Origin of the sequence: Cellvibrio sp. KY-YJ-3, from assembly GCF_008806955.1 — a bacterium.
Classification (GTDB): domain Bacteria; phylum Pseudomonadota; class Gammaproteobacteria; order Pseudomonadales; family Cellvibrionaceae; genus Cellvibrio.
This window is the reverse complement of the sequence record NZ_CP031727.1, coordinates 74,677-100,696: the sequence shown is the minus strand read 5'-3', so window position 1 is coordinate 100,696 and position 26,020 is coordinate 74,677. Positions and strand designations below refer to the sequence as shown.

The window sequence follows — 26,020 nt, the reverse complement described above, 5'->3', positions numbered from 1 at the left end:
CTACCAAAAGTGAACAGAAAAAGAGGGTTATAAGTCGAGCTGTTTGCGCAGGTCTTCCATGCGCTTGAGGTTTTCCTCTTTGCTGAGTGGCGTCTCTATGGTTTCAGGCAGCAGCTGCACATTGGGTGCAGGCAGCTCGGCGCCATTCATCACGCGCTCACACAATTTTAAATAGTGGCGTTCAAAAATCGGGAACGCGACTTTCTCGGCATTGGTCATCAAAAAATACCAATCGCTAGCGCAACCCGCGTGATACACCGCCGCGTGGCTCCAGTTGTGCGCGGCTTTCGGGCTGGGCGCGCGGCAAGCTTCCACATAGGCGGCATGGGCGTCGAGCAGGCCAAACTTTTCCGGGTCGCCCTGGCAGGCGCGAATCATGCGGTTGAGGGTGGGCAGGTATTCCGACTCCTCAATCACCCGGCGTGCGCCGCGCAAAATAGTTTCCGGCGCAAACTGCGCGAGTGAATTAAGCCACAGGCGGCGCGCCTGATTGAGCAGTTCATTGTCTTTAAAGGCCGCGTAATACTGGTTGTGATAGTTGATGCGAAACAGGGCAAATACCTGATTGATCGCATCGATATGCGCATCCGTCGGTGTCGCCTGCTCACTGCGCCGGTCAGCTTGCCCAGCTGCGGTCGTTGAGCTGTTGTGCGAGGCTGCTATCTCGTGTGCGACCTGGTTGATTAGCGAATTGCTGTCCTGCATTTGGATTAACCTGCTGCGAATTAACGGTTGCCAGGGCGTGTTGTTTGGCCCAGTGGTATTTCACGTGTTGCAAAAACTTGGTGTTCCAGCTGGCGTAGACCTGATTGCTGTCGCGCCAGAATAAAACAAACTCTGCCACCTGCTGCTGCGCAAATTTCAAATCGATATTGGCCAGTTTCAAAACGTCATAGACATCTTTACTGGGGTTCCAGTTCTCGGGAATACGCTTGGGTTCGGTGTCGTGTTCCAGCGCCGAGTGGTAACGCTGCCACTGGCGTTTCACATGCTGGATAAACTTGCTGTTCCAGGTGCGCCCTACATCGCCGCGCTCCTGCCAATAAACCACAAACTCGGGGATGGAATCCTCCACAAACGCGAGGCTGATGTTGGCGTGTTTGACCAGCACTTCCAGCGCATCCTTACTCGGGCGCCATTGGCTGTGCATAGCGGTTTCCAGATCGCGCTGGAGGAACTCGGTATCGCGGTCGCGACTGTTGCGCTCCTGTTCTTCACGTTGCTGGCGGGCGATTTGGGTCTCGTAATTGCGCCATTTATGCAGCAAATCTTTTAAAAACTTGGCGCCCCAGGAGTGATTGGTCTCACCGCGCTCGCGCCAGTAGGTCACAAACTCGGGCACCTGCAATCGCACAAAATCGAGCGGGATATTGTACTGGGCAATTTGACGCAGCAATTCCTGATCCGGTTGCCAGTTGGGCGATATCAGCGTCGCACCGCTATTGATCACCGGGGCCATGGCTGCAATCGGGGCGATAGCGGGCGCAGGTTGGGCGAAAGGCGCGGTGCCAGCATCATCAAATGCCAGCGTCAGGCGGCGGCTGTCCACATAGGGTGCGGAGGCGAGCAGGATTATGCCTTTGTCTTTCAGGCTGCGGCTGATGCGCTGTACATCAAAGTCAGTCCAGAAGGGCATCAGCCGGCTCACCCAACTCTCGTCTATATCCAGCCACTGGCGATTATTGGCCGGGTGCAGCGGCAGGTAAGTCGCCATATCGCCCAGAATCGACAACATACACGCCTCCTCTAGCCCGATAGTGGCGGCCAGGGACGGGGAAATCAGCAGGGGGCGTTCCGGTAATAGCGATGAACTCATAGTGCTCGCGGCCTATGCGACCAGTGTTGGGCAAAGGGGGGAATTGTAGGCGTATGAGGTGGTAGATGCCAGCGTTACGGCTCTTGGTGGTGGATTCCTGAACACTTGTTCTGTTATGACTTTGGCATCTACACTCCCAAGCTTATTACCGTCGCTGATACTTCATTGCACGAAGGTACTTGCCCCATAATATTCAAGGAATTATTCATGCAATCTATGTTTGCACGCCCCCTGTCAAAATGGTTGCTAGTTTGTCTGCTCTTAGGCTGTGTTCTTGTCATCGTAATGTGGATGCTTTCTGCTGATGAGACTCAAAACAATTCGCAGTACGACAATCTTTGGATCGACAACGTAACGCAGCTAAACCCCGTGCGGGTAGCACAGGTAATTGCACCCACTACCACTGAGGAAATTATTACAGCCATTACCCAAACATCAGGGCCAGTGTCTATCGGTGGTGGACGCTACAGTCAGGGCGGGCAAGTGGCATATCCCGATAGCCTGCATATTGATATGCGACAATTTAAGCAAGTGCTGGCATTCGATAAAAATAAAAAACAAATCACAGTGCAGGCTGGTATTCGCTGGCGCGATATTCAGGACTACATTGATCCGTACAATTTATCGCTCAAAATTATGCAAACCTACGCCAACTTTACGGTAGGGGGTTCACTCAGTGTCAATGTTCATGGGCGCTATGTGGGTGAAGGGCCGCTAGTGAAATCGGTTGAAAGTATTAAATTGATTTTAGCCAATGGTGAATTGAAAACTGCCAGCCCCAGTGAAAATTCAGAGTTGTTCTTTGCGGCAATTGGCGGTTACGGTGGTATAGGCGTCATTGTCGAAGCAACCTTGCAACTAGAAGAGAATCAAAAAGTGGTGCGCCGCGATCTGTCTATGCCCGTAAGCGAATACAAGCAGTTCTTTTTTGAACACATTCGCGACGATACCAGTGCAGTATTTACCAATGCTGATATTTACCCCCCAGCTTACGAAAAATTGCGCTCTGTGACTTGGTACAACACCCAGCTGCCCTTAACCGAAACGGCACGTTTAATTCCGCGCGATGCCCAATATTATTGGGGGCCAAAGGTGGTTGATTGGATTGCCGACTATGATATTGGGCTTTGGTTGCGCGAGCATGTCATTGATCCCTTCATCTACACGTCATCCCCAGTGGTTTGGCGTAATTATGAGGCCAGTTACGATGTTCGTGAATTGGAGCCAGCAAACCGTATAACTACTACTTATGCATTGCGAGAATATTTTGTCCCGGTAGAAAAATTTGATGAATTTGTGCCGAAAATGCGCGCTATTTTTCAGACCTATGATGCGACGATCATTAATGTTTCAGTGCGTCATGCCCATCAAGACCCAGGTACATTATTAGCTTGGGCAAAAACTGAAGTATTTGCTTTTGTAGTTTATTATCGCCAGGAAACTAGTAGCGAAGCACAGAAGGTGGTTGAGCTGTGGACGCGCGCAATGAATGATGCAGCGATTGAACTAGGTGGTGCTTATTACTTGCCTTATCAAGTCTATGAAACTCCTGCCCAGTTTATGGCCGCCTATCCACGTTCGCAGGAATTTTTCGCACTAAAAAAAGCAGTTGACCCCCAGTATCGTTTTCGTAACCAGCTTTGGGAAAAAGTCTATGTGGAAAATGATAATGTGCTCGTTAAACAATAGATTAATTATCTTGCAGCGGGGATTTCAATACTAAACTTGGCCCCCTCGCTTTGATCCTCATCTATAACAATTTCCCCACCCAATTTCTGCGTGATCAGGTTGTATACAATCGACAGCCCCAACCCTGAGCCGCCGGTGCGGCGTGCGGTGGTGAAAAAGGGTTCAAAAATTTTATCGCGAATGTCGTTTGGAATGCCGCTGCCATTGTCGTGGTAGTGAATGGCTACTTTTTCTGCGCCGTGCTCCAAGGCGATGCGAATTTGTTTGTGCTCGGTGTGGGCAAATGCGTGGTGAATGGAGTTGGTAATCAGGTTGGTAACAATTTGGGCGATAGCGCCGGGGTAGCTGTTGAGTGGCAGTGCAGCGCCCGGCGCCAGCTCGCAACTAATCTGCTCTTTGCGCAGCAGCGGCTGTAAACCTTTGAGTGAAAGTTCAATACAGCTGCGCAGGTCAAACTCCTCGCGCTCATCGGCAATATGAATGGCGCCAGATAATTTGAAGTCGCGCACCAGCCCGGCAGCGCGGCTGAGGTTGTGGTTAATTAATTGCAGGCCGTCGTCGATGGATTGTAAAAATTGGGCGAACTCGGCTTCGTTTAATTGCTCATCGCGATATAACTGCTGTACGCGTTTTAATTCACTGGCGCAATGGCTGGACGATGTAACCGCAATGCCCAGCGGTGTATTAATTTCGTGGGCGAGGCTGGATACCATGCGCCCAAGTGAGGCAAGTTTTTCGCTTTCAATTAATTTGGCTTGGGTGTGATGTAAATTGCGCAGCGCCGTTTGTAAGCCCTCGGTGCGCTCATTAATTTTTTGCTCGAGTTGATCGTTAATGTCCTGCAGTTTTTGTTCGTATTCATTGCGCTGCGCCGCACTTACCGCGCGTCCATAGGTGTCGGCCAGAGCGCTGACAAAGGCAATTTCTTCATTGGTCCAGACCCGCGCTTCGCCCTGATGTTCACAGCAAATAATGCCGAGCATATTACCGCGATGGCGAATCGGCGCATCGAGCATGGACGTGATGCCGTGAGGAATTAAATAGCTGCTGCGGAACTCGCAGGTGCTCGGGTCGGTTTGTGCATCGTTAGCGACTACGGCGCGCTCGCTGTCCAAGCTGGCAAAGTAATTGGGAAAGTCGCGCCGGGCGAGGCACAACTCCGTATCCAATTTGCAGTCGTCGCCGTCAATTAACATCTTGCCGCAAATGGCTTGTTTGTCGTCGCTGAGCAACCAGATTCCTGCGCGATTAATGCCCAGCCCGTGAATAGCGGCGGTGAGAATTAATAATCCCGCACTTTGCATATCGCCGGCATCAATCATTGATGACTTGGATACATCGAGTAATGTTTCGTAGAGATTTCTAGCCATAGTCTATTTGCGCCATTCAGTGTTGCAGGTGATCGGGAAAGTTCTGGCGAATCACTCGGAAGTGCTCAAACAATTCCAGCGCGGCGTCAACAATGGCCGGGTCAAATTGTTTGCCGCTGCGCTCGCGAATGTATTGAATGATGTCGTTTTCCTGCCAGGGCTTTTTGTAAGCACGCTCGGAGCCGAGGGCGTCTATCACATCAATAATCGCCACAATGCGCCCCTCCAGCGGAATCGCCTCACCTTGTAAACCGCCGGGGTAGCCATTGCCATCCCAGTGTTCGTGATGGCTCAGTGCTATGCGCGCGCCCATTTTGGCGATAGTGCGGGTGGAATTTTTTAACAGCTCATAACCAATTTGCGCGTGAGTTTTCATCACTTCCCACTCGGCGTCATCGAGCTTGCCCGGTTTGTGCAAAATGGTTTCGGGAATGCCGATTTTGCCAATATCGTGCAGCGGTGAAGCGTATTTCAGCATTTCTGCGTACTCGCTGCTCTGGCCTAATTTCAGCGCAATCAATTCGCACATTAGCGCCACGCGGCGCACATGGGAGCCGGTTTCTTTGGAGCGTTGCTCTATGGCATCGCCCAGCACCAGCAGTAATTCTTTTTGGGTTTCCTGAATATGCTCGCGGTTGTGCAGGTTTTGAAAAATTAAGGTGATGTTGGCGGCAAAGAGCGTGAGAATTTCATCTTGCAAGGCGTCGTGTGCTTCATGAAAACGTGTGTAGAGCACGCTCTCGGTGCTGCTATTGGTGTGGTAGTAGCCGATAAAAAGAGTGTCGTCGCTGTAGGATTTTTTTTCTGCCAGCGTCTGCTCAATCATTTTTTTTACATCGGCGGGCATGATGTCTGCGCTCCAATGTGTATCGAGTTTCACCTCATCACCAGTGGCTGCCAGCAGGATCATTTCTGAATCGCCAAATAAATCCACATGCTGGCTGATTAAATACATCTCGGCGGTTTTAATGTTCAGCAGTTGAATGGTGTGATTCAAAATCGCATTGCCAAATTGATAAAGCGTTTGGCTGCGCAATACGGAGTCAGACGCGGCGATAACTTTTTGCATGCCGCGCTTGCTGGTTTCGATGGTAATGATGTCGCGGTAGGAGCGAATAGAGGAATAGACGCAGGTTTTTAATTTGGTGTCGGTGAGTTCGGTTTTGCTTTTGTAGTCGTTGATGTCATAGGTGCGGATCACGGTTTCTTCGGGTGCGGTGCCGGGCTGGCCGGTGCGCAATACGATGCGGGTACTGTGGTTGCCCAGCTCGTTGCGAATTTTGTGGATTAACTGTAAACCGGCATCGTCGCTCTCCATAATCACATCGATAAATGCCAGGGCGATGTCCGGGTGATCCTGAAACAAACGCAGGCCTTCTTCGGCGCTGTAAGCGTTGAGGAACTGCAGTGGCAGGTCATCGATACGGGTATTTTTCAGCACCAATTGGGTGACCGCGTGAATCTGCTGCTCGTCGTCAATAATCGCGACTTTCCAGGGGCTGCCTGCGGCGCTTTTGGTGGGGGATTGCGCACTTGCGGGTTTCAGAAACTTCATGGCCCTATCCTGCTGATTAGCGTTTCTTGTGTTTACGTTAACAACTCATCGCACTATCACTGAGGATGAACGAATTGTTTTCGCTTTAAACAAAAGTAGCACAGCATTAAGAGGGGGGGATGTTTCGGGAGGAGGGGGCTAACCCGCCCCTTAAAAAGGGGCGGGTGTTTTTTTAAACGGCAACCGCTTGGGATTGCACTACCGGCGTAGTCGGGTGGTTGCCCCACTCAGCCCAGGAGCCGTGGTACGCGCGGATATTCAGCCCTAGCGCCTTGCCCACCAAATAGGTAAAGCCGGAGCGGTGATGGCTTTGGCAATGGGTGATAATTCGTTTATCCGCTGTTAAACCAAGCGATGCCAAATATTCGCGCGCATCGGTACGGATGCGCAGCGCATTATTGCGATCCATCAAATTGGTCCATTCGCAGTTAATCGCCCCGGGAATATGGCCATTTTTTTGCGCCGTAATACGTTCGCCGGTAAATTCTGCCGGGCTGCGCGCATCCCATACCACAAAATCTGCCCGATCCATTTCGCCCAGCACATCGGTCAGTTCGATGACCACCAGCGGGTCAATTTTGACTTTTACCTCGCTTGGCGTGACCACTGGCGCCTCGGTTGAGAGCGATTGCCCCGAGGCAATCCAGGCGTGCAAGCCACCATTCAGGTAGGAATAGTTTTTGTGGCCGATAGCGTCCAGCGTCCAGATCATACGCCCGGCCCAACCGCCGCCTTCATCGTCATACACCACCACGTGGGTTTCGGGGGTTAAACCCAAAAACGAAAATAGGCGATTGAGTTGCTCGAGACTGGCGATTTTGCCCGGCACTGGCGCAGTGCCACAAACGATTTTTTGCGGCGGCACATGCACGGCGCCATCAATGTGGCCGCGCAAATAGGTGGCTTCGACACACATATCAATTACCAGCAGTTTACTGGTGGGCTGCGCCAGCAATGCCGCCAGCTGCGTGGGTTCAATCACAAAGGGCAGGGCCATAATGTTTTCCTTTGGAAAAATAATATTTATCCCCCTCCCAGCCTCCCCTCCCCCTTGACAGGGGGGAGGGGTTTTGGCGCCCTCCCCTTAAAATGGTAGGGCGTTAAGGGGCGGGCCGGGGTGGGGTTGCCGATTAATTCTCGTTTAATGTACGCAAAATATACCGGTATGAATCCATACGTGTTGCACTGATTGTGCCATCTTCCAGCGCCTTTAAAATCGCGCAGCCAGGTTCGTGGCGGTGCGAGCAATCGCGGAATTTACAGTGGCCGATAAAAGGCTTGAACTCAATAAACCCTTCCAGCACCTCATCTTCCTCCATATGCCACAAACCAAATTCGCGGATACCGGGCGAATCGATCAAATGGCCGCCACCGGGGAAGTGCAAGAGTGTGGCGCTGGTGGTGGTATGGGTTCCCTGTTGTCTTTCCGACAAATCACCCACGCGTAAGTTCGATTCTGGCAACAGCGCATTCACCAGCGACGATTTACCCACACCTGATTGCCCCACAAATACGCTGGTGTAATCGGCAAGGTAATTGCGCAGTTCATCCAGCCCATGTTCGGTTTTGGTGGATACCATCAACACCGTATAACCCAGCTTGCGATAAGTGGTTTCCAAATAAGTGACTTTTTCGCGGGTGCTGTCATCGATGCGGTCGATTTTATTGATCACTAGCACCGGTTCTATATCGATGGCATTGGCGGCGACCAGATAGCGGTCAATCAAATTCGCGTGGGGTTCGGGGTAGGGGGCGACCACAATCATAATGCGATCGATATTGGCGGCCACGGTTTTCATATCGCCGTGCGGGTCGGGGCGTTGCAGTGCGGAATCGCGCGGCATTACCGCCACCACCACACCCATAGGGTTACCGGTGCGCCATACCACTCTGTCGCCGGTCACTAAAGAGCCGAGGTTACTGCGGAAATGGCAGCGCTGGTGCTGCCCCGCTTGTTCACCTTCAGTTGCCTCTACCACCACTTGGGTGCCGTAGTGGGTGATGATCAAACCCAGCTGCTCAGGCCCCAAATCGTTCTCGTGCATTTGTTCATCGGTGACTTTGTCGCGTTTCGCCACGCGGGCGGTGCGTTCGTCCTGGATTTTGTCGATGCGCCATTGCTGGCGGCGAGTCAATTTGCGTTTGGTCATGCGTTGGTGAACTTGCCTGTGAGGTGGGTGATGTTTGGCTAGACTGATTTATTACTTTAAGCTGCGCGGCAATTGTGCCCTATTTACCGAGGAAAAACCCATGCTGAATGAAAACAACCTGATCTGGATCGATCTGGAAATGACCGGCCTCAACCCGGATACCGACGTGATTATCGAAATCGCCACCATCGTCACCGACGCCGATCTCAACATCCTCGCCGAAGGCCCCGTATTCGCCATCCATCAGCCTGACAGCATCATGTTAAATATGGATGAATGGAACACCAACCAACACGGTAAATCCGGCCTTACCCAGCGCGTGCGCGAGAGTAAAATCAGTATTGAACAAGCCGAAGCCGAGACCATTAAATTCTTGGAGCAATGGGTACCCAAAGGCAAATCACCCATCAGCGGCAACTCCATCTGCCAGGACCGCCGCTTTTTAGTGCGCGGCATGCCCAAGCTGGAAGATTATTTCCACTACCGAAATCTGGATGTCAGCACCGTAAAAGAATTAGCCCGCCGCTGGAGACCGGATGTGATTGCCGGCGTGAAAAAATCCGGTGCACATTTAGCGTTGGATGATATTAAGGATTCGATTGCAGAGTTGCAGCATTATCGGGCTACGTTTTTTAAGATGGAGTAGGTTTTCTATTTCACTAAAGCTGTAAAAAGGGGTGCCGTAATTTTTTTACGGCACCCCTTTTTTTGTGTTAGGATTTGGATTATCAATTTGCAATCTATTTTCTTGTGAGAAAAATCATGCTTGTTTGCGTGCAAATCAAAAACTTTCGCAATTTCGAGGATTGGTTTGAGTTTGATCTTCGAACAACAAAAAATTACGAGTTCAGTTCCTTTGCTGTTCAAAATGGTGTCGTCAAGCATGCCATCATTTATGGCCTAAACGGTGGTGGCAAATCAAATTTAGGTTTGGCTATGTTGGACTTGACCTGCCATTTAAATGATATGTCGAGTAATAGTTCATTCAGTAGTTTGTCCAGCAACTATCTAAATGCAAACAACCGTAATGATATGGCGGAGTTTAAATATCAGTTTGAGTTCGACGGTGTTGAGGTTGTTTATTCCTATGGAAAAAAGGATGTAAGTACGCTTGTTTATGAGCGGTTAGACATCGATGGGGAAACCTGCATCAGTATTGACCGCCGCAAATCTGCTTTAGCAACTTATGCTATTCAAGGTGCTGAGCATCTAAAAAATGACCTGTCTGATTCGCCCATATCTGCGCTCAAGTATCTGAGTGCAAATGCTATTCTTGAAGATACTAAGGCGGGGATTGCATTTAAAAAATTGATTAGCTTCGTAAAAGGAATGGTCTTTTTTCGTACGCTCAATAAACGTTCTGAGCACCTTGGTGTTGAGTTTGAAATCAGTCGTTTATCTAAAGAAATTATTAACTCGGGGCATCTGGTCGATTTTGAAGCATTTCTCAACGAGTCTGGTGTTGAATGCCGTTTAAAAAAGGCTGGACCAAAAGATGATGAGCGCATCGAGTTTGTGTTTGATGGACGCAATGTGGAATTTTCGCTGGCTGCATCGTCTGGCACCCAATCTTTAGGGGTTTTCTATTTCTGGTGGTTGAAATTGAAAAAAGGTGCGTTGAGCTTTGCTTACATTGATGAGTTTGATGCGTTTTATCACCACGCACTGGCTAAAGAAATCGTGAAAAAACTTTCTGCTCTTGAGGATTGCCAAACTGTATTAACTACCCACAATACTGGCATTATGTCGAATGACTTGCTGCGACCCGATTGTTACTTTGAGGTGCGAGCTAATGTCAGCCAACAAAAAAATGTTGGCTCTGATCATAAACATGAAAAGCCAGGTATGTACCCATTTTTCAGTTTGGTTGATAAGGAGCTTCGTAAAGCGCATAACTTGGAAAAGATATATAAGGGATTAACTAATGGCTAATACTATATTGTGTGTTTTTGAGGGGGAAAAGCGAGAACCACATTATTTTTCATCAGTAGAAGAGCATTTTTTTAAACAGGAAGCGATTATTAAATGCTCTTACGGCAATGATCTGTACCATTTACTACATGAGTTACAACAAGATGATGATTTGGATGTTGTCGAGTTGGTTCGCGAGTCAGCCACTGTGCCAGCCAATAAAGATGTATTGGCTGGCATCGAGCGCGATGAAATAGCGCAGGTGTTTTTATTTTTTGATATGGAACCCCAAGATAATCATTTCTCACTCCCTAACCTTGCACAAATGCTAGTGAAGTTCACAGAAGAAACTGAGCACGGGAAGTTATATATTAGTTATCCGATGGTCGAAGCGCTGCGTGATGTGGCTACATTTGCAGATTTTGTCGATCTAAAAATAGCAATTAATAAATGTGATGGTGCGACTTACAAGCAATTGTCTGAATCACGACGTCAGGCTATTCCGCAGGACTATCGGAAAATATCCCATCAAAACTGGATGGACTTAATTCGCTACAGTTTAATTAAATCGCAGAAAATAACATGCCTAGAGGATCCAGACTGCCCAAGCCAACTGCAAATATTTGTTGCGCAATCTGAACTTATGGAAAGAGCAGCTGAAATTTATGTGCTTAGTGCTTTTCCGTTATTCATTCGTGAGTACTTTGGCAATAATGTGTTGTTTGAGTGAAGATGCTAGTTATTCTCTGTGAGAAGTTGAGTGGTGTGATTATATAAATGCGTTAATCTCCGCCACCATCCCCACCACCGTCTCCCAAATCCCTATCATTACTTTTTCCACTTGAGTAAAAACCACCACCTGAATCCCCCGATCCCCCATCGCCCCTGCGATTACTATGAGATAGACGTATAAGCCAGATAAGCAATATCAATAATGCGGCAGAAAATAGCAGGGGAAACATCACACCTTTGATGATGTCTGGCGACATGATTTCGCTTTGGGAATAGGCGATTGCCATGATGATCAGCAACAGGATGGGTCTACGCATTTGGACTCCTTGCCACCTACTGATGAGGCGGCGGGTTACTGCGCTTGGCGCACCCTACGGTCAATGTTTGAGCGCGATAAGATTATCATTAAAGCTTATGAAAGGGGAATTACGCGACATTACTCACCCATCAAAAACCTGAAACCCACTTTTGCCATTTTTTTTCACTTGGTACATCGCGTCGTCGGCATTTTGTAATAGTTGAGCCAGGTCATTGCCGTGTTGGGGGTAGATGCTGATGCCGATGCTGGCGCCCAGGTGGTAGTGGTTTTTATTGATTTCCACCGGCGTGCAGCATTGTTGGAGGATTTTGTTGGCGACTTGTTTGACTTGCTCTTCGGTTTCCAATTGAGTGGCGATAACCACAAATTCGTCGCCGCCCATGCGGGCGCAAATATCGGTGCTGCGGGTGTGTTCGACTAAACGTTTGGCGATAACTTTTAATACTTCGTCGCCGACGTGATGACCGGCGCTGTCGTTAATCGGTTTGAAGTTATCCAGATCAATGTAAAAAACCGCGAGCATTTGATGCGGGCGGAGGGCGAGAACTAATGCTTGTTCAAACAGGGTGGTCATGTAGCGCTGGTTGTTCAAGCCGGTGAGTGGATCGTGATACGCGAGTTCAAGCGCGTTGCGCTCTGCCTCCAATAAGCGTTTTTGAAATTGCAGTAGTACCGCTGAAATTAAACACAGGTATTCCAGTAGTACCAGTGTGGTGCCCAATAAAAAACCAGGCACTTGCCAGAAGTCGGTAAAGCGTAACAGGGGGTAAGTGAGCCAGTGAATACCCAGCAGCAAACAAATAATACTGGTGATGTTCATAATGCGGTGTGGAATATTGTCGCGCTCGCGATAACAAATATAGGCGAGTAAAAATAATGCGGCAGCGTTAATAATGCCAAAGCCTAGCGAAAATAAAATACGGTTTGATTCTGCTAAAAAAGTGATTGCTAGCCACAAAAATCCGCACGCAATAAACAACAAATAAGGACGTATTAAATGGCGAAGGTTTAGAAATTGAAATGCGCCAATTAATAAAAAACATTTTTCCAGCAAGATAAAAAATGCATAAATGTGATCGATATTTTCTGCTGGCAGTAGTTGCGGAAGTAATAGAAGGCTGAGGCGAGCGCTCATGCCAAATAAAATGGCAATAGCCCAGCAACCAGCGCCGGGGCTGGTGCGCGGAATCGTGCTCAACCATGCCAGTAATATCACAAACACAAAATAGATGGTCGAGCCGATGACATTGACCGTGTCGAGCAGCGCCATGATGTGCCCTGCTATTCGTAAGGACTGTGAGGTGAGAGTTATTATACTTCGCCTAAATCATCTTTCTTATACTCTCCAATCATGTACCCACTTGCGCTGATACCCTATGGCTATGTCATAGCCAGTGTTGCGCATAAAAAAACGCCGCCCGATGGTTGTGGGGCGGCGTTTTGTGGGTGCAAATACTGGACGGAATTAGACGTTAAACAAAAAGTGCAGTACGTCACCGTCTTTTACTACGTATTCCTTGCCTTCTTTGCGTGACTTACCGGCGTTTTTTGCGCCCTGTTCGCCTTTGTACTGAACAAAGTCTTCGTAAGCGATGGTTTCGGCGCGGATAAAACCTTTTTCAAAGTCGGTGTGAATTACACCTGCGGCTTGGGGGGCGGTGGCGCCGATAGGAATGGTCCAGGCGCGCACTTCTTTTACCCCGGCGGTGAAGTAAGTTTGCAGGCCGAGTAACTGGTAGCCAGCGCGAATTACGCGGTTCAGGCCTGGCTCTTCCATGCCCATTTCGGCGAGGAATTCTTTTTTGTCGTCGCCTTCCAGTTCTGCGATATCGGCTTCCAGTTTGTTGCAAATCGGCACTACGACAGATTTTTCTTCTTCCGCGATTTTGCGCACCACATCCAAATGCGGATTATTTTCAAAACCATTTTCCGCCACGTTGGCGATATACATAGTTGGCTTGAGGGTGAGCAGGTTGATCTCTTTCAGCATCGCCACTTCTTCTTTGTCGAGCGGGAAGGAGCGCAGCGGTTTGGCTTCGTTCAAATGTGGCTGGACTTTTTCCAGCAGCGCTTTGATCGCCATGGCGTGTTTGTCACCGCCTTTGGCCGATTTGGCGTAGCGATTGATGGCTTTATCCACGGCTTCGAGGTCGGCGAGTGCGAGTTCAGTATTGATAACTTCAATATCCGCAGCCGGGTTTACGCCGTTGGCTACGTGAATCACGTTGTCGTCATCAAAGCAGCGCACGACGTGGGCGATGGCATCGGTCTCGCGGATGTTAGCGAGGAATTTATTGCCCAGGCCTTCACCTTTGGATGCGCCCGCGACAATCCCGGCGATATCGATAAATTCCATGGTAGTGGGAACAATGCGCTCGGGTTTCACGATTTCAGCGAGTTTGTCCTGGCGAGGATCGGGCACTACTACGATACCGGCGTTGGGTTCGATGGTGCAGAAGGGAAAGTTTTCCGCGCTGATACCGGCATTGGTCAATGCATTAAAGAGTGTTGATTTGCCGACGTTGGGCAGGCCGACTATGCCGCAGTTAAAACCCATGGTGTGTGTCCACTATAAATATAAGAAAGAAAAAGGAGCCGCAAAAAGCATGGTAAGAAAGTTGCGCGATTATATAGGCTCGCGCCCGCTATAGACAGGTCAGGTTTTTTGAGGCTCGCTTTTTTTAGGATCGGTATGCAGGTTTTTCATCGCCGTATTCCAATCCCCCTTGAGGGCATCGGGTAGGCAGTGGATTGCGCGGTTGATCGCCTCATCAGTCAGTTCCTGCTCGGCGGCCGGGGCGCGTTTGAGTACAAAGTTAGCAACTTGCGCGGCAACGCCGGGGTGGCCAATACCCAGACGAAGACGCGGAAAATTGGGGTTATTGCCGAGTGCGGCGATGATATCGCGCAGGCCGTTGTGACCACCGTGGCCACCACCCTGTTTAAAACGCGCTACGCCGGGTGCGAGATCCAGTTCGTCGTGTGCTACCAGAATGGCAGCCGGTTCTATTTTGAAAAAATTCGCCAGTGTCCCCACTGCCTGCCCGCTGCGGTTCATGTAAGTGGTGGGGATCAATAAGCGCAAATCGTGCCCTTGGTAGTTGACGCGTGCTGTCAGGCCAAAATATTTACTGTCGGTATTGAGTGTGGCGCCGAGTTTACGGGCCAATTCGATCACAAAATCCTGCCCTGCATTGTGGCGAGTGCGGTCGTATTCGCTGCCCGGGTTGCCGAGGCCGACAATTAATTGAATCTCGTTGGTCATGGTTGAACCTTGATTTTAAATGGGATTCGCCAGCGGCGTTGAGGAACTATGCGGCGCGCATTGTCGCTGTAATGGCAGGCAAAAAAAAGGCCGGATCCGAAGATCCAGCCCTTTTCAGCAGCGGTAAAAAAGCAATTACGCTTCTTCGCCTTCTGCACCACCTTTCGGCTTCTGAATGGTTGCAACAGCCAGGTTGTGGTCTGCGCCTTTTTGCAGGTCAGCAGAAACAACGCCAGCAGGCAGTTTCAGGTCAGAAATATGGATGATGGTGCCAACTTCAGCATCAGCCAAGTCTACTTCAATAAACTCTGGCAACTGGTGTGGGAAGCAGATGATGTCCAATTGGGTAAGGTTGTGAACCACTTTGCCGCCTTGGATTTTCACGCCTTTAGAACCAGCTTCATTGATGAAGTGCAGAGGTACGTGAGTGTGTACCTTGGTTGACTTGTCAATGCGCAGGAAGTCCAGGTGCAGAACCACTGGCTTGGATGGGTGACGCTGTACATCTTTCAGGATCACATCTTGCGCAGCACCATCAACATTCAGGCTGATGATGTGCGAGTAAAATGCTTCGTGTTCCAAGTGCTTCATCAATTCGTTTTCAGAAACTGAAACGCTGATTGGCGCTACGTTACCGCCGTAAATTACCGCAGGAACTTGTTTTGCCAAACGACGCAGGCGGCGGCTCGCACCTTTCCCCAAATCGTTACGGGCTGTTGCATCTAATTTAAAGTCTTCAGACATGATTACGTCCTCAATTTTCCGTGTAGATCCGCGACCAGAATCTACCGGGTTTCAGTAACCGTACAACACTATGTTGTACGGTGGTTTACCAGGTGCTGTGTCTGCTAAGTATTAGCGAAACATGGCACTCAGGGATTCTTCATTGCTCAAGCGACGCACCGCTTCGGCGAGCATTCTTGACAGGGTCAAGCTACGAATGCGCGGGCAGTTTTTAGCCGCTTCGCTGAGCGGGATGGAGTCGGCAACGACCAACTGATCCAGCTCGGAATTGTTCAGGTTTTCAATCGCCTTGCCCGATAGCACCGGGTGAGTACAGTAGGCCACCACTTTTTTGGCGCCTTGGGCTTTCAGTGCTTTGGCGGCGCTGCACAGGGTGCCGGCGGTGTCGATAATGTCGTCTACCAACAGGCAGGTGCGGCCATCGACTTCACCGATAATATGCATGACTTCGGCGACGTTGGCGCGCGGGCGACGTTTATCGATAATCGCCAGGTCAATGCCCAATTGTTTGGCTACCGCACGGGCGCGTACTACGCCGCCGATGTCAGGGGATACCACAATCAGGTCTTCAAATTTTTGTGCTTCTATATCTTCCAGCAATACGGGTGAGCCGTAGACGTTATCAACAGGAACATCAAAGAAGCCCTGGATTTGTTCGGCGTGCAGGTCAACGGTAAGCACACGGTCAACACCTACACCCACCATCATGTCAGCCACTACTTTGGCGGTGATAGGCACGCGCGCGGAACGTACGCGGCGATCCTGGCGGGCATAACCGAAGTAGGGGACCACAGCGGTGATGCGGCCAGCGGAGGCGCGACGCAATGCGTCGACCATTACAATCAATTCCATCAGGTTATCGTTAGTGGGCGCGCAGGTGGGTTGCACCACAAATACATCGCGACCACGCACGTTATCGTGCAGCTCCACCGCAATTTCACCATCGGAAAATTGCGACACGGAAACATTGCCAAGCGGCATGCCCAGGTGATCAACAATTTTTTTGGCGAGGTCAGGGTTTGCGTTGCCGGTAAAGACCATTAAGTCAGTCACGTCAGATACCTTTTGGTGATTGCTGGGGTGATTGTTGGTGCTTGAATGCCAGAGCCGATACTTTCTGTCTATAAAAAGTCTGTCAGCAAAAAGTCTTTCTGCGCAAAACAGAGTTTTTTACCCTAGGAAATCCTAGCCAAATTGGCAATTTCGACTGGATAAAAGGAGAAGTTTTTGAATGATCATGATGAGAAATAGATGGCAGGGGCGGAAGGACTCGAACCTACGAATGGCGGGATCAAAACCCGCTGCCTTACCACTTGGCGACGCCCCTGTTGTACTTGATTAGTTTGGCGGAAGCAGTTTGTAGAGCGGTGATTGATTTACACCTTGTGCTACAAAACCGGGCAGATCACTGGGCAATAATGCCTGCACTTGCTGTGCTTTTTCTGCCGACTCAAAGCTTGCAAAAACGCATGCTCCGGTTCCCGTCATTCTCGCGTTACGATCAAATTTCTGTAGCCAAATGAGTGCTTTATCTACCTGCTGGTAGAGCTTTCTCACTAGGGCTTCGCAGTCATTTTTACCGCCCCGCTCAAGGAAGGCCGCCACTTTAATGGCCGACGTATCTCTTGTCAAATCTTTATGTAAAAAAATTTCTGCAGTGGATACATGGCAGTCAGGTTGCACAACCAAAAACCATTTTGGCTGCATTTTAATAGGCTCAAGTGCTTCGCCAACCCCTTCGGCCCATGCGGTTTGCGCATTGATAAAAACGGGAACATCGGCACCGAGTTGTAAACCGATTGTTTGCAGCTGGTTTTTGGTGAGCCCGCAATTCCATAAATGATTGAGGGCGACAAGAGTTGTGGCTGCATTACTGCTACCACCGCCAATACCGCCGCCCATGGGCAGGCGTTTTTGCAATTGGATATCTACACCGGCCGCTGCGCTTTTATAGGCTTCGAGTTTACGCACGGCTTTGATAATTAAATTTTGCTCGAAGGCGACACCAGGCAACTCGGGCGAGAGGGTGATTTGGCCATCGCTGCGGGTGTTAAAGGTCATTTCATCGCCGTAATCGAGCAATTGAAACAGCGTTTGCAGGTTGTGATAACCATCGGCGCGGCGGCCGGTGATATGCAAAAACAAGTTGAGTTTGGCGGGGGATAACAGCGTCAAGCTACTCATAAATCAAATCCAATGGCACTGATGGGCGGCTTAGTTGCCCAGCTGCCAATCGCGAATTACCAGAATCAGGCGGACATCGTCATGTTCTGCAGTGATTTTGCCGGGCAGGGAAAAGGCTTGGTCGCGGTGGTTGTAGTTTTTGTAGTTGTTATAGGTGATGGACCAGCCGCCCTGCTGGAGTTGCGCGATCAGCCCGGACTCATTTTGTTGCAAGTGGGTGATGCGTTGTTTGGGGGCGGGAACACCGCGCACCCAGTAGGTGAGTTGCGCTACCGGTAGTGTCCAGCCCGCCGCTTCTTTAATAAGCGACTCGGCACTTTTAGCTTCCAGTGTGTCGCTGCCGGTTTGTTCGAGGCGCACCTTACCGGGTGTGCCGGTAATAATCATCCGCTTTTGGCCGAGTGGGCCACTGAGGTTGATTTGGTAATCAGCGAGTTGTTGGGCCCACTTGAGCGAGGCGCTGCCGCTTTCGTCCGGGGTGCGAATACCCAGCTTGCCGTTCAGTTCCCAGTGGGTGATGCGCTGTAATTGCTGCTGGTGGGCGACCAGATCCGGCGGTGGTGCAAATGTGCCGCGCTGGGCGCAGCCGCTGATGGTCACTAATAGCAGCAGGCAGATAAAACAGCGTTGCATCATAAATCGGCCTTCAGGCGGTTGAGTGTTTCGCGGATGGTGGCGTTGTCTGGCTCCAGCTGTTGTGCTTCGCGCCAGACGCGGCGCGCTTCTTCGGTCTCGCCTATCACCCACAGCACTTCGCCCAGGTGCGCGCCAATCTCAGCATTGGGCGATGCCTCGTAAGCTTGGCGCAGGTGGCTCAGCGCTTCCGGGTATTTGCCGGTGCGATAGTAGAGCCAGCCCATGGAGTCGATAATCGCGGCATCATCCGGTTTCAGGCGCAATGCTTTTTCCAGCAGCTCATAGGCTTCACTGTAGCGCTGGGTGCGGTCCGCGAGTATGTAGCCGAGCGAGTTAAGTGCGGCCACGTTGTCGCTGTCTTGTTTGAGGATCTGACGCAAGTCGCGCTCGGTGGCGGGCAGGCGTTGGCGTTCGTTGTTGAGCATGGCGCGAGCAAACAGCAGGTGCGTGCTGCTGGGGAAGCTGGTCAGTCCGTCGCTAAGTACTTGCTCGGCTTGGGTCAAATAGTTGTGTTTGATGAGTGTTTGGCCGTGCAATACATACAGAGCTTCACTTTGATCGGGAAAGCGCAAGCGCACGCGATTCATGTGCTGCTCGGCGCTGAGGAAATCCTCCAGTCGGACAAAAATATCTAGCAACTGCAGGGTGGCCGAGAGGAAATCATTGCCGCTATTTACTTGCAGGTAGTGGATGATCGCCTCTTGCAGGTCGTTGCGCGCTTCCGCCATCCGCCCTAAATAATAGTGGGCGGCAGCTATATGTTGATCGCGATCCAGTAATTCCTCGAAGCTGGCGCGCGCGGTATCCAGATCGCGGCGCTCCAGGGCAATAATGCCCAGGGAGAGCAACATATCGCCATTGCCCGGCAATTGCTGGCTGAGGATCGCGAACTGTTCCTGCGCCAGAGTCATATCATGGTGGGTCAGGATGCGCGCGTATTGTTGGCGCAGGCTGGTATTTTCCGGGTAGAACTCCAGCAGGCTTGCCATTTTGGCAATCGCTTCCTGGTCGCGCTTGAGTTGGTGCAGCAGGTTTGCTTCCAAAATAGCCGCGGGGATACTGCGCGGGTGCAGCTTCAGGGTTTTGTGAACCTGTTGCATTGCTGCGTCATAGTCGCCGCTTTGTTGTAGCAATATCCCGGTGCCGACCAGCAGTTGCTCATCTTCAGGGTGCTGCTCCAATTCGTGCGCAAAATCCTCCAGCAATTTCGTCCGGGCCGCATCGTCAACACTGGCGGCGCTGGCGGCGATATTTTGAAACAGTGGCTCTCCACCTTCATCCAGCAGGCGGCGTGAAAACTCAAAAGCTTCACGTAATTGCCCGAGTTGCAGGTGTGCCAGCGACGCGTTGGCCAGTGCATCCTGGTTGTGGGGGACGGCATTCGTCCACAGCTTGGCCATTTCCAATGCGGTGGAATAATCGTTCAGGTAGCGCGCGATCAGTGTGGCGCGCTCCGCCACCTGCGGGTCACGGGTTTCACGCGCCTGCTGCACATAGTTGCCCAGTGCCAGATCATATTGCGCCCGACTACCGGCAATTTCAGCCGTGAGCAGTGAATAAAGTGTTTCGGTTGGGAAGGGGCGGGCGGGGATCTGAACGCGCACCTCCGCTGCCGGCGCGCTTGGCTCAGGTGTCTGATCTACGGCGGCAACGGTGCGACTGGCGGGCAGGCTGCAGCCACTCAATACCCAGTAGAGGGTCATGCTCGACAGTATCAGCGGGCGGTGTTTGATCATGTTCGACCAGTAGCGGGAGTGAAAGTGCGCCGTAAATGGAGGCGCGGCTGGACATGATAAACGGGCGACTGGCTTATAAAAAGGGGACAGTTGTCATTAATCGTTAAGTGAGGGTATTCGGTGTGTCGGCGGAGGCTCAGAGCAATCCGCCGCGTAGCGCGAGTTGTGGTTCAGCTTGCAGGCGGGTGCGGGTACGCAAATAGGTTTGTTGGATCAGGTGTGCATCCACGCTCGCGCGGTGGCGGCGCGCCCCATGTTCTTTTGCCAGCTTCTTTTTGGTGGCATCCCAAATCAGCAGTTGGGCTTCGCTGGCAATCATTTCTATTGGGCTGAGGTGGAAGAGAGGCTGGATGCGCCCCGCAAAAAACAGGCAGTTAAGCCAGGCGCTATCGTGGGTCCAGGCATCGCTGTAAGCGGTGATCTCACCTAAAAACTGATTCAGCTCCGTGCATACCTGTCGCACTGGTTTGCCGCGCCCGCAGAGCACATCGCGACTGATACCATGCATTGCCTCTGCGTCGCTTGACCAGTGCTGCCACTCATCCTGCGGTTTTATTAGCGCACAGTAGCGCTCGCCATTGGCCTTGATTGCCCCGATTTCAATAGGGTAACTGCGGGAGCCAAAGCCGGAGGCTTCAATGTCGATAATGGTTGGGCAGGGGTGATGGCGCATAAAGAATCCTTTGAGTGCATTTCAGTATAGGGTGTGTCTTGTGATCTTCCTGCAAAAAATAGCCAGTGTTTATGATGGGATTATCCGCTTGCCTCTTGTCACGCCAAGCTGCGAACCCGACAATACCGCCCTAAATCACAACTAGCGCCTTCGATGACCCTGTTAGCCTTTGGCATAAACCATACCACTGCACCTCTTGCCCTGCGCGAGCGGGTTGCCTTTGCGCCGGAAAACCTGCAGTCCGCACTGCAGGAGGCCTGTGCGCAGGCGGGTTTAACCGAAGTGGCGATCCTCTCTACCTGCAATCGCACGGAGATTTATGCCACCAGTGAGAGTGACGCCCAGGCGATTCAGCAGTGGTTGGTCGCCCATACCGCGATAGAAGCGGCTGACCTGGCGAATAGCTACTACTGCTATGAGAATCACAACGCGGTGCGCCATATGATGAAAGTGGCCGGTGGTCTGGATTCGCTAGTGCTGGGTGAACCGCAAATTTTGGGCCAAATGAAGTCAGCTTTTGCGGTGGCGAAAGAAGCAGGCACCCTCGGCGCGGAATTACATGCGACCTTCCAGCAGGTTTTTAATATCGCCAAGCGGGTGCGTACCGAAACCGCGATTGGTGAAAACCCGGTGTCAGTGGCTTACGCCGCAGTGAGTCTGGCGCAGCAGATTTTCTCTAATTTAAAGCAGGACACAGCGCTGCTGATCGGCGCGGGTGAAACCATCGAATTGGTGGCGCGTCATTTGGTGGAGCAGGGCATCAAACATATTATTGTCGCCAACCGCACCTTGGATCGCGCCCAGCGCCTTGCGCGGGAGTTTAACGGCGAGGCGATTTTGCTGGCGGATATCCCCGAACATTTGCAGCGTGCGGATATCGTCATCTCCTCCACTGCCAGCCAATTGCCCTTATTAGGCAAGGGGGCGGTGGAATCTGCCCTGAAAAAGCGCAAACACAAACCGATGTTTATGCTCGACATCGCCGTACCGCGCGATATTGAAGAACAGGTCGGTGAGCTCGACGATGTGTACCTTTACACCGTGGATGATTTGCACGCGGTGATTGATGAAAACAAAAAATCCCGCGTTGCCGCTGCTGATCAAGCGGAAGATATTATCAGCGAGGGAGTGGAGCAATTTTTGCGTCACCAGCGCGCGCTCACAGCGGTGGGAACGGTAAAAGCCTATCGCCAAAAAGCGGAGCAGCTGCGCGATATGGAGTTGCAAAAAGCGCTGCGCAGTTTGCAGGGGGGTGCCAATGCCGAGCAGGTGCTGCAGCAATTTGCACGCAACCTCACCAACAAATTAATTCACTCGCCCACCACCGTATTAAAAGAGGCGAGTGCCAGTTCGCGTCACCATGTATTGCAGGTGGCGCACGAGTTGTTTGACTTGTCGTTAGACTCTGAATTCCCAAACGCGTCTGAAGAATCTGTTAACCCCGCTGCCGACAAAAGCAGCGATGCAAGTGAGCCATAATGAAAGCGTCTATTTTAGAAAAACTGGATCGCCTTAAAGAGCGCTACGAAGAAGTCAGTGCCATGTTGTCGGAAGCGGACATCATCAATAACCAAAACCGATTCCGCGATCTCTCCAAAGAGTACGCCGAGTTAGAGCCGGTGGTGCAAGGCTATCAAAATTATTTAAATCTGCTTGCCAATATCGAAGAAGCCAAACACCTGCTGGTGGACGGCGATGACGATATGAAAGAAATGGCCGAGGAAGAGTTAAAAGATTGCGAAGCGCAACTTGAGCCGATGCAGCTGGAATTGCAAAAACTGCTGCTGCCCAAAGATCCGAATGACGAAAAAAATTGTTATCTGGAAATTCGCGCTGGCACTGGTGGTGATGAAGCGGCAATTTTCTCTGGCGATTTATTCCGTATGTATTCGCGCTATGCTGAAACGCAAGGCTGGCGAGTGGAAGTGCTCAGCCAGAACGAAGGTGAACACGGCGGCTTTAAAGAAATTATTACGCTGGTAAGCGGGCAGGGCGTGTATTCAAAATTAAAATTTGAATCGGGCGCACACCGGGTACAACGCGTGCCGGAAACTGAATCCCAAGGTCGTATCCATACCTCCGCTTGCACTGTGGCAGTGATGCCGGAAGCGGATGAAATGGAAGAGATCAATATCAACAAAGCCGATTTGCGTATTGATACCTTCCGTGCGTCCGGTGCCGGTGGTCAGCACGTTAATAAAACCGACTCGGCAATTCGGATTGTGCATTTGCCGACTGGCCTGGTTATTGAGTGTCAGGATGAACGCTCGCAGCATAAAAACCGCGCGCGTGCGATGAGTTTGCTCGCCACCAAATTAAAAACCATGCAGGAAGATGCTGCGCATAAATCACTCTCCGATGAGCGCCGCAATCTGGTCGGCTCCGGTGATCGCTCCGAACGTATTCGCACTTACAACTATCCGCAAGGGCGCGTGACTGATCATCGCATTAACCTCACGCTTTATTCGTTGGATGCGATTATGCAGGGCGATCTCGATCCGGTGGTCGGGCCGCTGGCAAATGAATATCAAGCCGATCAATTAGCGGCGATTGCGGATTAATGATTATGTATTCGGCAACGTTCATTTTTGATAAAAAGCAATTCGATGATGCGTTTTATGAATTGGATAAAAGCATCGCTGAGGTCGCCAAAAATACCCAGGGTTATATTGGGGAAGAAGCCTGGGAAAATCCTGAAACCGGGCGCGTCTCCAATGTGTATTATTGGGAAACAATGGACGGCTTGCATGAACTGATGCAGCACCCGAAACATCTGGAAGCCAAGGCTGCACAGGCCAATTGGTTAAATGGTTATCAAGTTGTGATCGCGCAGGTATTGCGCGCTTATGGCGATGGTACATTTGCGCATCCGACTGATTCATTAAAGCACCGGCCTGCGTGACTCCCCTATGAGCAACATCACCGTTGCACAATGTTTACAGCGCGCCTATGAACTTGAATCCCTCAGTGATTCGGCGCGCTTGGATATTGAATTAATCCTCTGTCATATCCTGCAAAAAAATCGCACTTACCTTTTTACCTGGCCGGAAAAAACCTTATCGCCCGAACAGGAAGAAGAGTTTTTGCAATTTTTCACGCGCCGTAAATCCGGCGAGCCGATTGCACATATTATCGGCATGCGCGAATTCTGGTCGCTGCCACTCGCCGTGAATAATTCCACCTTGATTCCACGCCCGGACACCGAGTTGTTAGTAGAAACGGTGTTGGATTTATTTGCGCAGGATGCGCCGCAGCAAGCTCGTCGCGGTTTGGATTTAGGCACAGGCACTGGTGCAATTGTGTTAGCCATCGCCAGCGAAAAACCGCACTGGAAATTACTGGGGGTGGATTTCTCGGCGGATGCCGTTGCACTCGCGGAATACAATCGTGCGGCTTTGGGTTTTAATCATGTTGCCATCGCACAGAGTGATTGGTTTGAAAACGTTGGCGCACAAGCATTTGATGTGATTGTCAGCAACCCGCCGTATATTGATCCGCAAGATCCGCATTTAGCGCAGGGTGATGTGCGTTTTGAACCGCGCTCGGCATTAATTGCCGCTAACCATGGCTTGGCGGATATCGAACTGATTATTCAGCAGGCTTGGGATTATCTAAATTTGCAGGGGTGGTTGTTGCTGGAACATGGTTACGATCAAGCACACGCAGTCCGGGAATTATTTCGCCAGCGTGGGTTTGTGCAGGTGGAAACCCGGCGCGATTTGGGCGGCAACGAACGTATCACACTGGGCAGGAAAGGTCAGGAGTAAACCATGAATGACGAACAACTGCTGCGCTACTCACGCCAGATAATGCTGCCCGATGTCGATCTCGATGGGCAGGACAAGTTATTAGCCGCGCGAGTATTAATTATTGGCTTGGGTGGTTTGGGTTCGCCGGTCGCGATGTATTTAGCGGCGGCCGGTGTTGGCCACTTAACACTGGTGGATTTTGATGCGGTGGATTTAACCAATCTGCAACGTCAAATTGTGCATACTACGGCGCGTATCGGTATGAACAAAGCGGCCTCGGCAGCGCAGACCTTACGCGAACTAAACCCCGACGTAAAAATTGAAACCATCGAAAAATTGCTCGATGCCGATGAGCTTGTTGCACAGGTTAAATTGGCTACGGTGGTGGCGGATTGCACCGATAATTTCCAAACCCGTTTTGCGATTAACGCCGCCTGTGTTGCTGCAAAAGTACCGTTGGTATCGGGCGCCGCAATTCGGTTGGAAGGGCAGGTCGCGGTGTTTGATGCACGCGCTGAAACCAGCCCCTGTTATCGCTGTTTATATGAAGAAGATAGCGATGATCTAACTTGTGCAGCAAACGGCGTGCTCGCCCCGCTGGTAGGGATTATCGGTTCGATGCAGGCATTGGAAACCATCAAATTAATTTGTGGCTTTGGCTCCAGTCTTGCCGGGCGTTTGCTGCTGCTGGATGCACGCCATAGCCAGTGGCGCGAATTGAAGTTGCCGAAAGATCACAATTGCCCGGTATGCAGCCAGTGTGCGTCGGCCTAAAGCCCAGTGCTGTGTAAAAAGCTTGTTTTTTATCATCGCGTCTCTATATTGACGCTAACAAATTTTTCTCGCATTTTTTATTCAACTTTCTATCTATCGACTTTAAAGGTGTAACAATGAACGACGTTCCTCCCGTATACAAAACCGGTTTTTTTCCTGCCCTCATTTTTGGTTCGCGCTGGTTGCAGCTACCCCTGTATCTGGGTTTGATTATCGCCCAATGCGCCTACGTATTTTTGTTTCTGAAAGAGCTGGCGCATTTGGTGATGGATATTAACTCACTCAACGAACAAGCCATTATGTTGATTGTTTTGGGCTTGATCGATGTGGTGATGATTTCTAACCTGTTGGTGATGGTAATTGTGGGGGGGTATGAAACGTTTGTGTCGCGCCTGCGTTTGGATGGGCACCCGGATCAACCCGAGTGGTTAAGTCACGTTAATGCCACGGTATTAAAAGTAAAGTTGGCTATGGCGATTATCGGCATCTCCTCCATCCACTTGTTAAAAACCTTTATTGAGGCTGGCAACATTGGTATGCCCGATGCGAAATTTACTGAAGAAGGTGTGATGTGGCAGACCATTATTCACATGGCATTTATTGCGTCAGCAATTGGTATTGCTTACACCGATTTGTTGATGCAGCGTGTGAGCTCTGCCAATAAAAATGGACATTAATTAACGGTTCGCGTGGGCGGTGAAAGCTGCCCACGGTTAC

26 protein-coding genes and 1 tRNA gene are annotated in these 26,020 nt (G+C 50.7%); 10 read left to right on the top strand and 17 right to left on the bottom strand.

Features of this window, described 5'->3' with window-relative positions:
• Window positions 1-27: 27 nt before the first annotated feature.
• Window positions 28-705 (bottom strand): replication protein P, encoded by a 678-nt coding sequence (locus D0B88_RS00445; protein WP_050977096.1) that lies wholly within the window; start codon window positions 703-705, stop codon window positions 28-30.
• Entirely contained in the window at window positions 617-1,816 is a 1,200-nt protein-coding gene (locus tag D0B88_RS00440; protein ID WP_151054286.1) for a DnaT-like ssDNA-binding domain-containing protein, read from the bottom strand. The genes D0B88_RS00445 and D0B88_RS00440 overlap by 89 nt, the downstream gene beginning before the upstream one ends.
• Before the next feature lie 207 nt (window positions 1,817-2,023).
• On the opposite strand from D0B88_RS00440, the gene D0B88_RS00435 reads away from it, so the two are divergent.
• Complete coding sequence (locus D0B88_RS00435; protein WP_225318469.1) at window positions 2,024-3,505, top strand: FAD-binding oxidoreductase; 1,482 nt, start codon at window positions 2,024-2,026, stop codon at window positions 3,503-3,505.
• A gap of 5 nt (window positions 3,506-3,510) precedes the next feature.
• Here D0B88_RS00435 and D0B88_RS00430 read toward each other — a convergent pair whose 3' ends face one another.
• From D0B88_RS00430 to rsgA, 4 genes are all read right to left on the bottom strand, one after another.
• Window positions 3,511-4,875, bottom strand: a complete 1,365-nt coding sequence (locus tag D0B88_RS00430) for a sensor histidine kinase (RefSeq protein ID WP_151054284.1) — start codon at window positions 4,873-4,875, stop codon at window positions 3,511-3,513.
• 16 nt (window positions 4,876-4,891) lie between these two features.
• Complete coding sequence (locus D0B88_RS00425; protein ID WP_151054282.1) at window positions 4,892-6,430, bottom strand: DUF3369 domain-containing protein; 1,539 nt, start codon at window positions 6,428-6,430, stop codon at window positions 4,892-4,894.
• 172 nt (window positions 6,431-6,602) lie between these two features.
• Window positions 6,603-7,427: a sulfurtransferase gene (locus D0B88_RS00420; protein WP_151054280.1), complete on the bottom strand. Its 825-nt coding sequence runs from the start codon at window positions 7,425-7,427 to the stop codon at window positions 6,603-6,605.
• A 133-nt stretch (window positions 7,428-7,560) separates the two neighbouring features.
• Entirely contained in the window at window positions 7,561-8,580 is a 1,020-nt protein-coding gene (gene rsgA / locus D0B88_RS00415; protein ID WP_151054278.1) for a small ribosomal subunit biogenesis GTPase RsgA, read from the bottom strand.
• A gap of 100 nt (window positions 8,581-8,680) precedes the next feature.
• Here rsgA and orn point away from each other — a divergent pair, with 100 nt between their 5' ends.
• The 3 genes from orn to D0B88_RS00400 all read left to right on the top strand — a co-directional run bounded on the left by orn (window position 8,681) and on the right by D0B88_RS00400 (window position 11,221).
• Window positions 8,681-9,226 (top strand): oligoribonuclease, encoded by a 546-nt coding sequence (gene orn / locus D0B88_RS00410; protein WP_151054276.1) that lies wholly within the window; start codon window positions 8,681-8,683, stop codon window positions 9,224-9,226.
• A gap of 128 nt (window positions 9,227-9,354) precedes the next feature.
• Window positions 9,355-10,512: an ATP/GTP-binding protein gene (locus D0B88_RS00405; RefSeq protein ID WP_225318468.1), complete on the top strand. Its 1,158-nt coding sequence runs from the start codon at window positions 9,355-9,357 to the stop codon at window positions 10,510-10,512.
• Window positions 10,505-11,221, top strand: a complete 717-nt coding sequence (locus tag D0B88_RS00400; RefSeq protein WP_151054274.1) for a hypothetical protein — start codon at window positions 10,505-10,507, stop codon at window positions 11,219-11,221. The genes D0B88_RS00405 and D0B88_RS00400 overlap by 8 nt, the downstream gene beginning before the upstream one ends.
• Before the next feature lie 52 nt (window positions 11,222-11,273).
• On the opposite strand, the gene D0B88_RS00395 is transcribed toward D0B88_RS00400, so the two are convergent.
• From D0B88_RS00395 to D0B88_RS00345, 11 genes are all read right to left on the bottom strand, one after another.
• On the bottom strand, window positions 11,274-11,540 hold the full coding sequence (locus D0B88_RS00395) for a hypothetical protein (protein ID WP_151054272.1): 267 nt from the start codon (window positions 11,538-11,540) through the stop codon (window positions 11,274-11,276).
• A gap of 123 nt (window positions 11,541-11,663) precedes the next feature.
• Complete coding sequence (locus tag D0B88_RS00390) at window positions 11,664-12,812, bottom strand: GGDEF domain-containing protein (protein WP_151054270.1); 1,149 nt, start codon at window positions 12,810-12,812, stop codon at window positions 11,664-11,666.
• Between the two features lie 195 nt (window positions 12,813-13,007).
• Window positions 13,008-14,099, bottom strand: coding sequence for a redox-regulated ATPase YchF (gene ychF / locus D0B88_RS00385; protein ID WP_007644634.1), 1,092 nt, complete (start codon window positions 14,097-14,099; stop codon window positions 13,008-13,010).
• A gap of 99 nt (window positions 14,100-14,198) precedes the next feature.
• Window positions 14,199-14,807 carry an aminoacyl-tRNA hydrolase gene (gene pth / locus D0B88_RS00380; protein ID WP_151054268.1) on the bottom strand — a complete coding sequence of 203 codons (609 nt, stop codon included), beginning with the start codon at window positions 14,805-14,807 and terminating at the stop codon, window positions 14,199-14,201.
• Window positions 14,808-14,942: 135 nt separating this feature from the next.
• Window positions 14,943-15,551, bottom strand: coding sequence for a 50S ribosomal protein L25/general stress protein Ctc (locus D0B88_RS00375; RefSeq protein WP_007644639.1), 609 nt, complete (start codon window positions 15,549-15,551; stop codon window positions 14,943-14,945).
• Between the two features lie 111 nt (window positions 15,552-15,662).
• A complete protein-coding gene (locus tag D0B88_RS00370; protein ID WP_191966477.1) occupies window positions 15,663-16,604 on the bottom strand; it encodes a ribose-phosphate pyrophosphokinase in 942 nt (313 codons plus the stop codon).
• A gap of 199 nt (window positions 16,605-16,803) precedes the next feature.
• Window positions 16,804-16,878 (bottom strand) — tRNA-Gln (locus D0B88_RS00365).
• Window positions 16,879-16,889: 11 nt separating this feature from the next.
• On the bottom strand, window positions 16,890-17,735 hold the full coding sequence (ispE, locus tag D0B88_RS00360; protein ID WP_007644641.1) for a 4-(cytidine 5'-diphospho)-2-C-methyl-D-erythritol kinase: 846 nt from the start codon (window positions 17,733-17,735) through the stop codon (window positions 16,890-16,892).
• A gap of 30 nt (window positions 17,736-17,765) precedes the next feature.
• Window positions 17,766-18,371, bottom strand: a complete 606-nt coding sequence (gene lolB, locus D0B88_RS00355; protein WP_151054266.1) for a lipoprotein insertase outer membrane protein LolB — start codon at window positions 18,369-18,371, stop codon at window positions 17,766-17,768.
• Window positions 18,368-20,107, bottom strand: coding sequence for a tetratricopeptide repeat protein (locus tag D0B88_RS00350; protein ID WP_151054264.1), 1,740 nt, complete (start codon window positions 20,105-20,107; stop codon window positions 18,368-18,370). Before D0B88_RS00350 ends, lolB begins: the two co-directional genes overlap by 4 nt.
• 136 nt (window positions 20,108-20,243) lie before the next feature.
• Window positions 20,244-20,780 (bottom strand): exonuclease domain-containing protein, encoded by a 537-nt coding sequence (locus tag D0B88_RS00345; RefSeq protein ID WP_151054262.1) that lies wholly within the window; start codon window positions 20,778-20,780, stop codon window positions 20,244-20,246.
• A gap of 153 nt (window positions 20,781-20,933) precedes the next feature.
• Between D0B88_RS00345 and hemA the strand changes: the two genes are divergently transcribed.
• The 6 genes from hemA (at window position 20,934) to D0B88_RS00315 (ending at window position 25,980) form a co-directional block, all read left to right on the top strand.
• A complete protein-coding gene (hemA, locus tag D0B88_RS00340) occupies window positions 20,934-22,259 on the top strand; it encodes a glutamyl-tRNA reductase (RefSeq protein WP_151054260.1) in 1,326 nt (441 codons plus the stop codon).
• A complete protein-coding gene (gene prfA, locus D0B88_RS00335; RefSeq protein ID WP_007644649.1) occupies window positions 22,259-23,341 on the top strand; it encodes a peptide chain release factor 1 in 1,083 nt (360 codons plus the stop codon). Before hemA ends, prfA begins: the two co-directional genes overlap by 1 nt.
• A gap of 5 nt (window positions 23,342-23,346) precedes the next feature.
• Window positions 23,347-23,682 (top strand): antibiotic biosynthesis monooxygenase, encoded by a 336-nt coding sequence (locus D0B88_RS00330; protein ID WP_040393250.1) that lies wholly within the window; start codon window positions 23,347-23,349, stop codon window positions 23,680-23,682.
• A gap of 7 nt (window positions 23,683-23,689) precedes the next feature.
• On the top strand, window positions 23,690-24,547 hold the full coding sequence (prmC, locus tag D0B88_RS00325; RefSeq protein WP_151054257.1) for a peptide chain release factor N(5)-glutamine methyltransferase: 858 nt from the start codon (window positions 23,690-23,692) through the stop codon (window positions 24,545-24,547).
• 3 nt (window positions 24,548-24,550) lie between these two features.
• A complete protein-coding gene (locus D0B88_RS00320; RefSeq protein ID WP_151054255.1) occupies window positions 24,551-25,303 on the top strand; it encodes a molybdopterin-synthase adenylyltransferase MoeB in 753 nt (250 codons plus the stop codon).
• Between the two features lie 116 nt (window positions 25,304-25,419).
• On the top strand, window positions 25,420-25,980 hold the full coding sequence (locus tag D0B88_RS00315; protein ID WP_007644655.1) for a TIGR00645 family protein: 561 nt from the start codon (window positions 25,420-25,422) through the stop codon (window positions 25,978-25,980).
• Window positions 25,981-26,020: the final 40 nt, after the last annotated feature.

Excerpts from the sequence above, each read along its gene's own strand:
- D0B88_RS00445 (WP_050977096.1), bottom strand. The coding sequence starts at position 705 with ATGCAGGACAGCAATTCGCTAATCAACCAGGTCGCACACGAGATAGCA.
- D0B88_RS00440 (WP_151054286.1), bottom strand. The coding sequence starts at position 1,816 with ATGAGTTCATCGCTATTACCGGAACGCCCCCTGCTGATTTCCCCGTCC.
- D0B88_RS00435 (WP_225318469.1), top strand. The coding sequence starts at position 2,024 with ATGCAATCTATGTTTGCACGCCCCCTGTCAAAATGGTTGCTAGTTTGT.
- D0B88_RS00430 (WP_151054284.1), bottom strand. The coding sequence starts at position 4,875 with ATGGCTAGAAATCTCTACGAAACATTACTCGATGTATCCAAGTCATCA.
- D0B88_RS00425 (WP_151054282.1), bottom strand. The coding sequence starts at position 6,430 with ATGAAGTTTCTGAAACCCGCAAGTGCGCAATCCCCCACCAAAAGCGCC.
- D0B88_RS00420 (WP_151054280.1), bottom strand. The coding sequence starts at position 7,427 with ATGGCCCTGCCCTTTGTGATTGAACCCACGCAGCTGGCGGCATTGCTG.
- rsgA (WP_151054278.1), bottom strand. The coding sequence starts at position 8,580 with ATGACCAAACGCAAATTGACTCGCCGCCAGCAATGGCGCATCGACAAA.
- orn (WP_151054276.1), top strand. The coding sequence starts at position 8,681 with ATGCTGAATGAAAACAACCTGATCTGGATCGATCTGGAAATGACCGGC.
- D0B88_RS00400 (WP_151054274.1), top strand. The coding sequence starts at position 10,505 with ATGGCTAATACTATATTGTGTGTTTTTGAGGGGGAAAAGCGAGAACCA.
- D0B88_RS00395 (WP_151054272.1), bottom strand. The coding sequence starts at position 11,540 with ATGCGTAGACCCATCCTGTTGCTGATCATCATGGCAATCGCCTATTCC.
- D0B88_RS00390 (WP_151054270.1), bottom strand. The coding sequence starts at position 12,812 with ATGGCGCTGCTCGACACGGTCAATGTCATCGGCTCGACCATCTATTTT.
- ychF (WP_007644634.1), bottom strand. The coding sequence starts at position 14,099 with ATGGGTTTTAACTGCGGCATAGTCGGCCTGCCCAACGTCGGCAAATCA.
- pth (WP_151054268.1), bottom strand. The coding sequence starts at position 14,807 with ATGACCAACGAGATTCAATTAATTGTCGGCCTCGGCAACCCGGGCAGC.
- D0B88_RS00375 (WP_007644639.1), bottom strand. The coding sequence starts at position 15,551 with ATGTCTGAAGACTTTAAATTAGATGCAACAGCCCGTAACGATTTGGGG.
- ispE (WP_007644641.1), bottom strand. The coding sequence starts at position 17,735 with ATGAGTAGCTTGACGCTGTTATCCCCCGCCAAACTCAACTTGTTTTTG.
- lolB (WP_151054266.1), bottom strand. The coding sequence starts at position 18,371 with ATGATGCAACGCTGTTTTATCTGCCTGCTGCTATTAGTGACCATCAGC.
- D0B88_RS00350 (WP_151054264.1), bottom strand. The coding sequence starts at position 20,107 with ATGATCAAACACCGCCCGCTGATACTGTCGAGCATGACCCTCTACTGG.
- D0B88_RS00345 (WP_151054262.1), bottom strand. The coding sequence starts at position 20,780 with ATGCGCCATCACCCCTGCCCAACCATTATCGACATTGAAGCCTCCGGC.
- hemA (WP_151054260.1), top strand. The coding sequence starts at position 20,934 with ATGACCCTGTTAGCCTTTGGCATAAACCATACCACTGCACCTCTTGCC.
- prfA (WP_007644649.1), top strand. The coding sequence starts at position 22,259 with ATGAAAGCGTCTATTTTAGAAAAACTGGATCGCCTTAAAGAGCGCTAC.
- D0B88_RS00330 (WP_040393250.1), top strand. The coding sequence starts at position 23,347 with ATGTATTCGGCAACGTTCATTTTTGATAAAAAGCAATTCGATGATGCG.
- prmC (WP_151054257.1), top strand. The coding sequence starts at position 23,690 with ATGAGCAACATCACCGTTGCACAATGTTTACAGCGCGCCTATGAACTT.
- D0B88_RS00320 (WP_151054255.1), top strand. The coding sequence starts at position 24,551 with ATGAATGACGAACAACTGCTGCGCTACTCACGCCAGATAATGCTGCCC.
- D0B88_RS00315 (WP_007644655.1), top strand. The coding sequence starts at position 25,420 with ATGAACGACGTTCCTCCCGTATACAAAACCGGTTTTTTTCCTGCCCTC.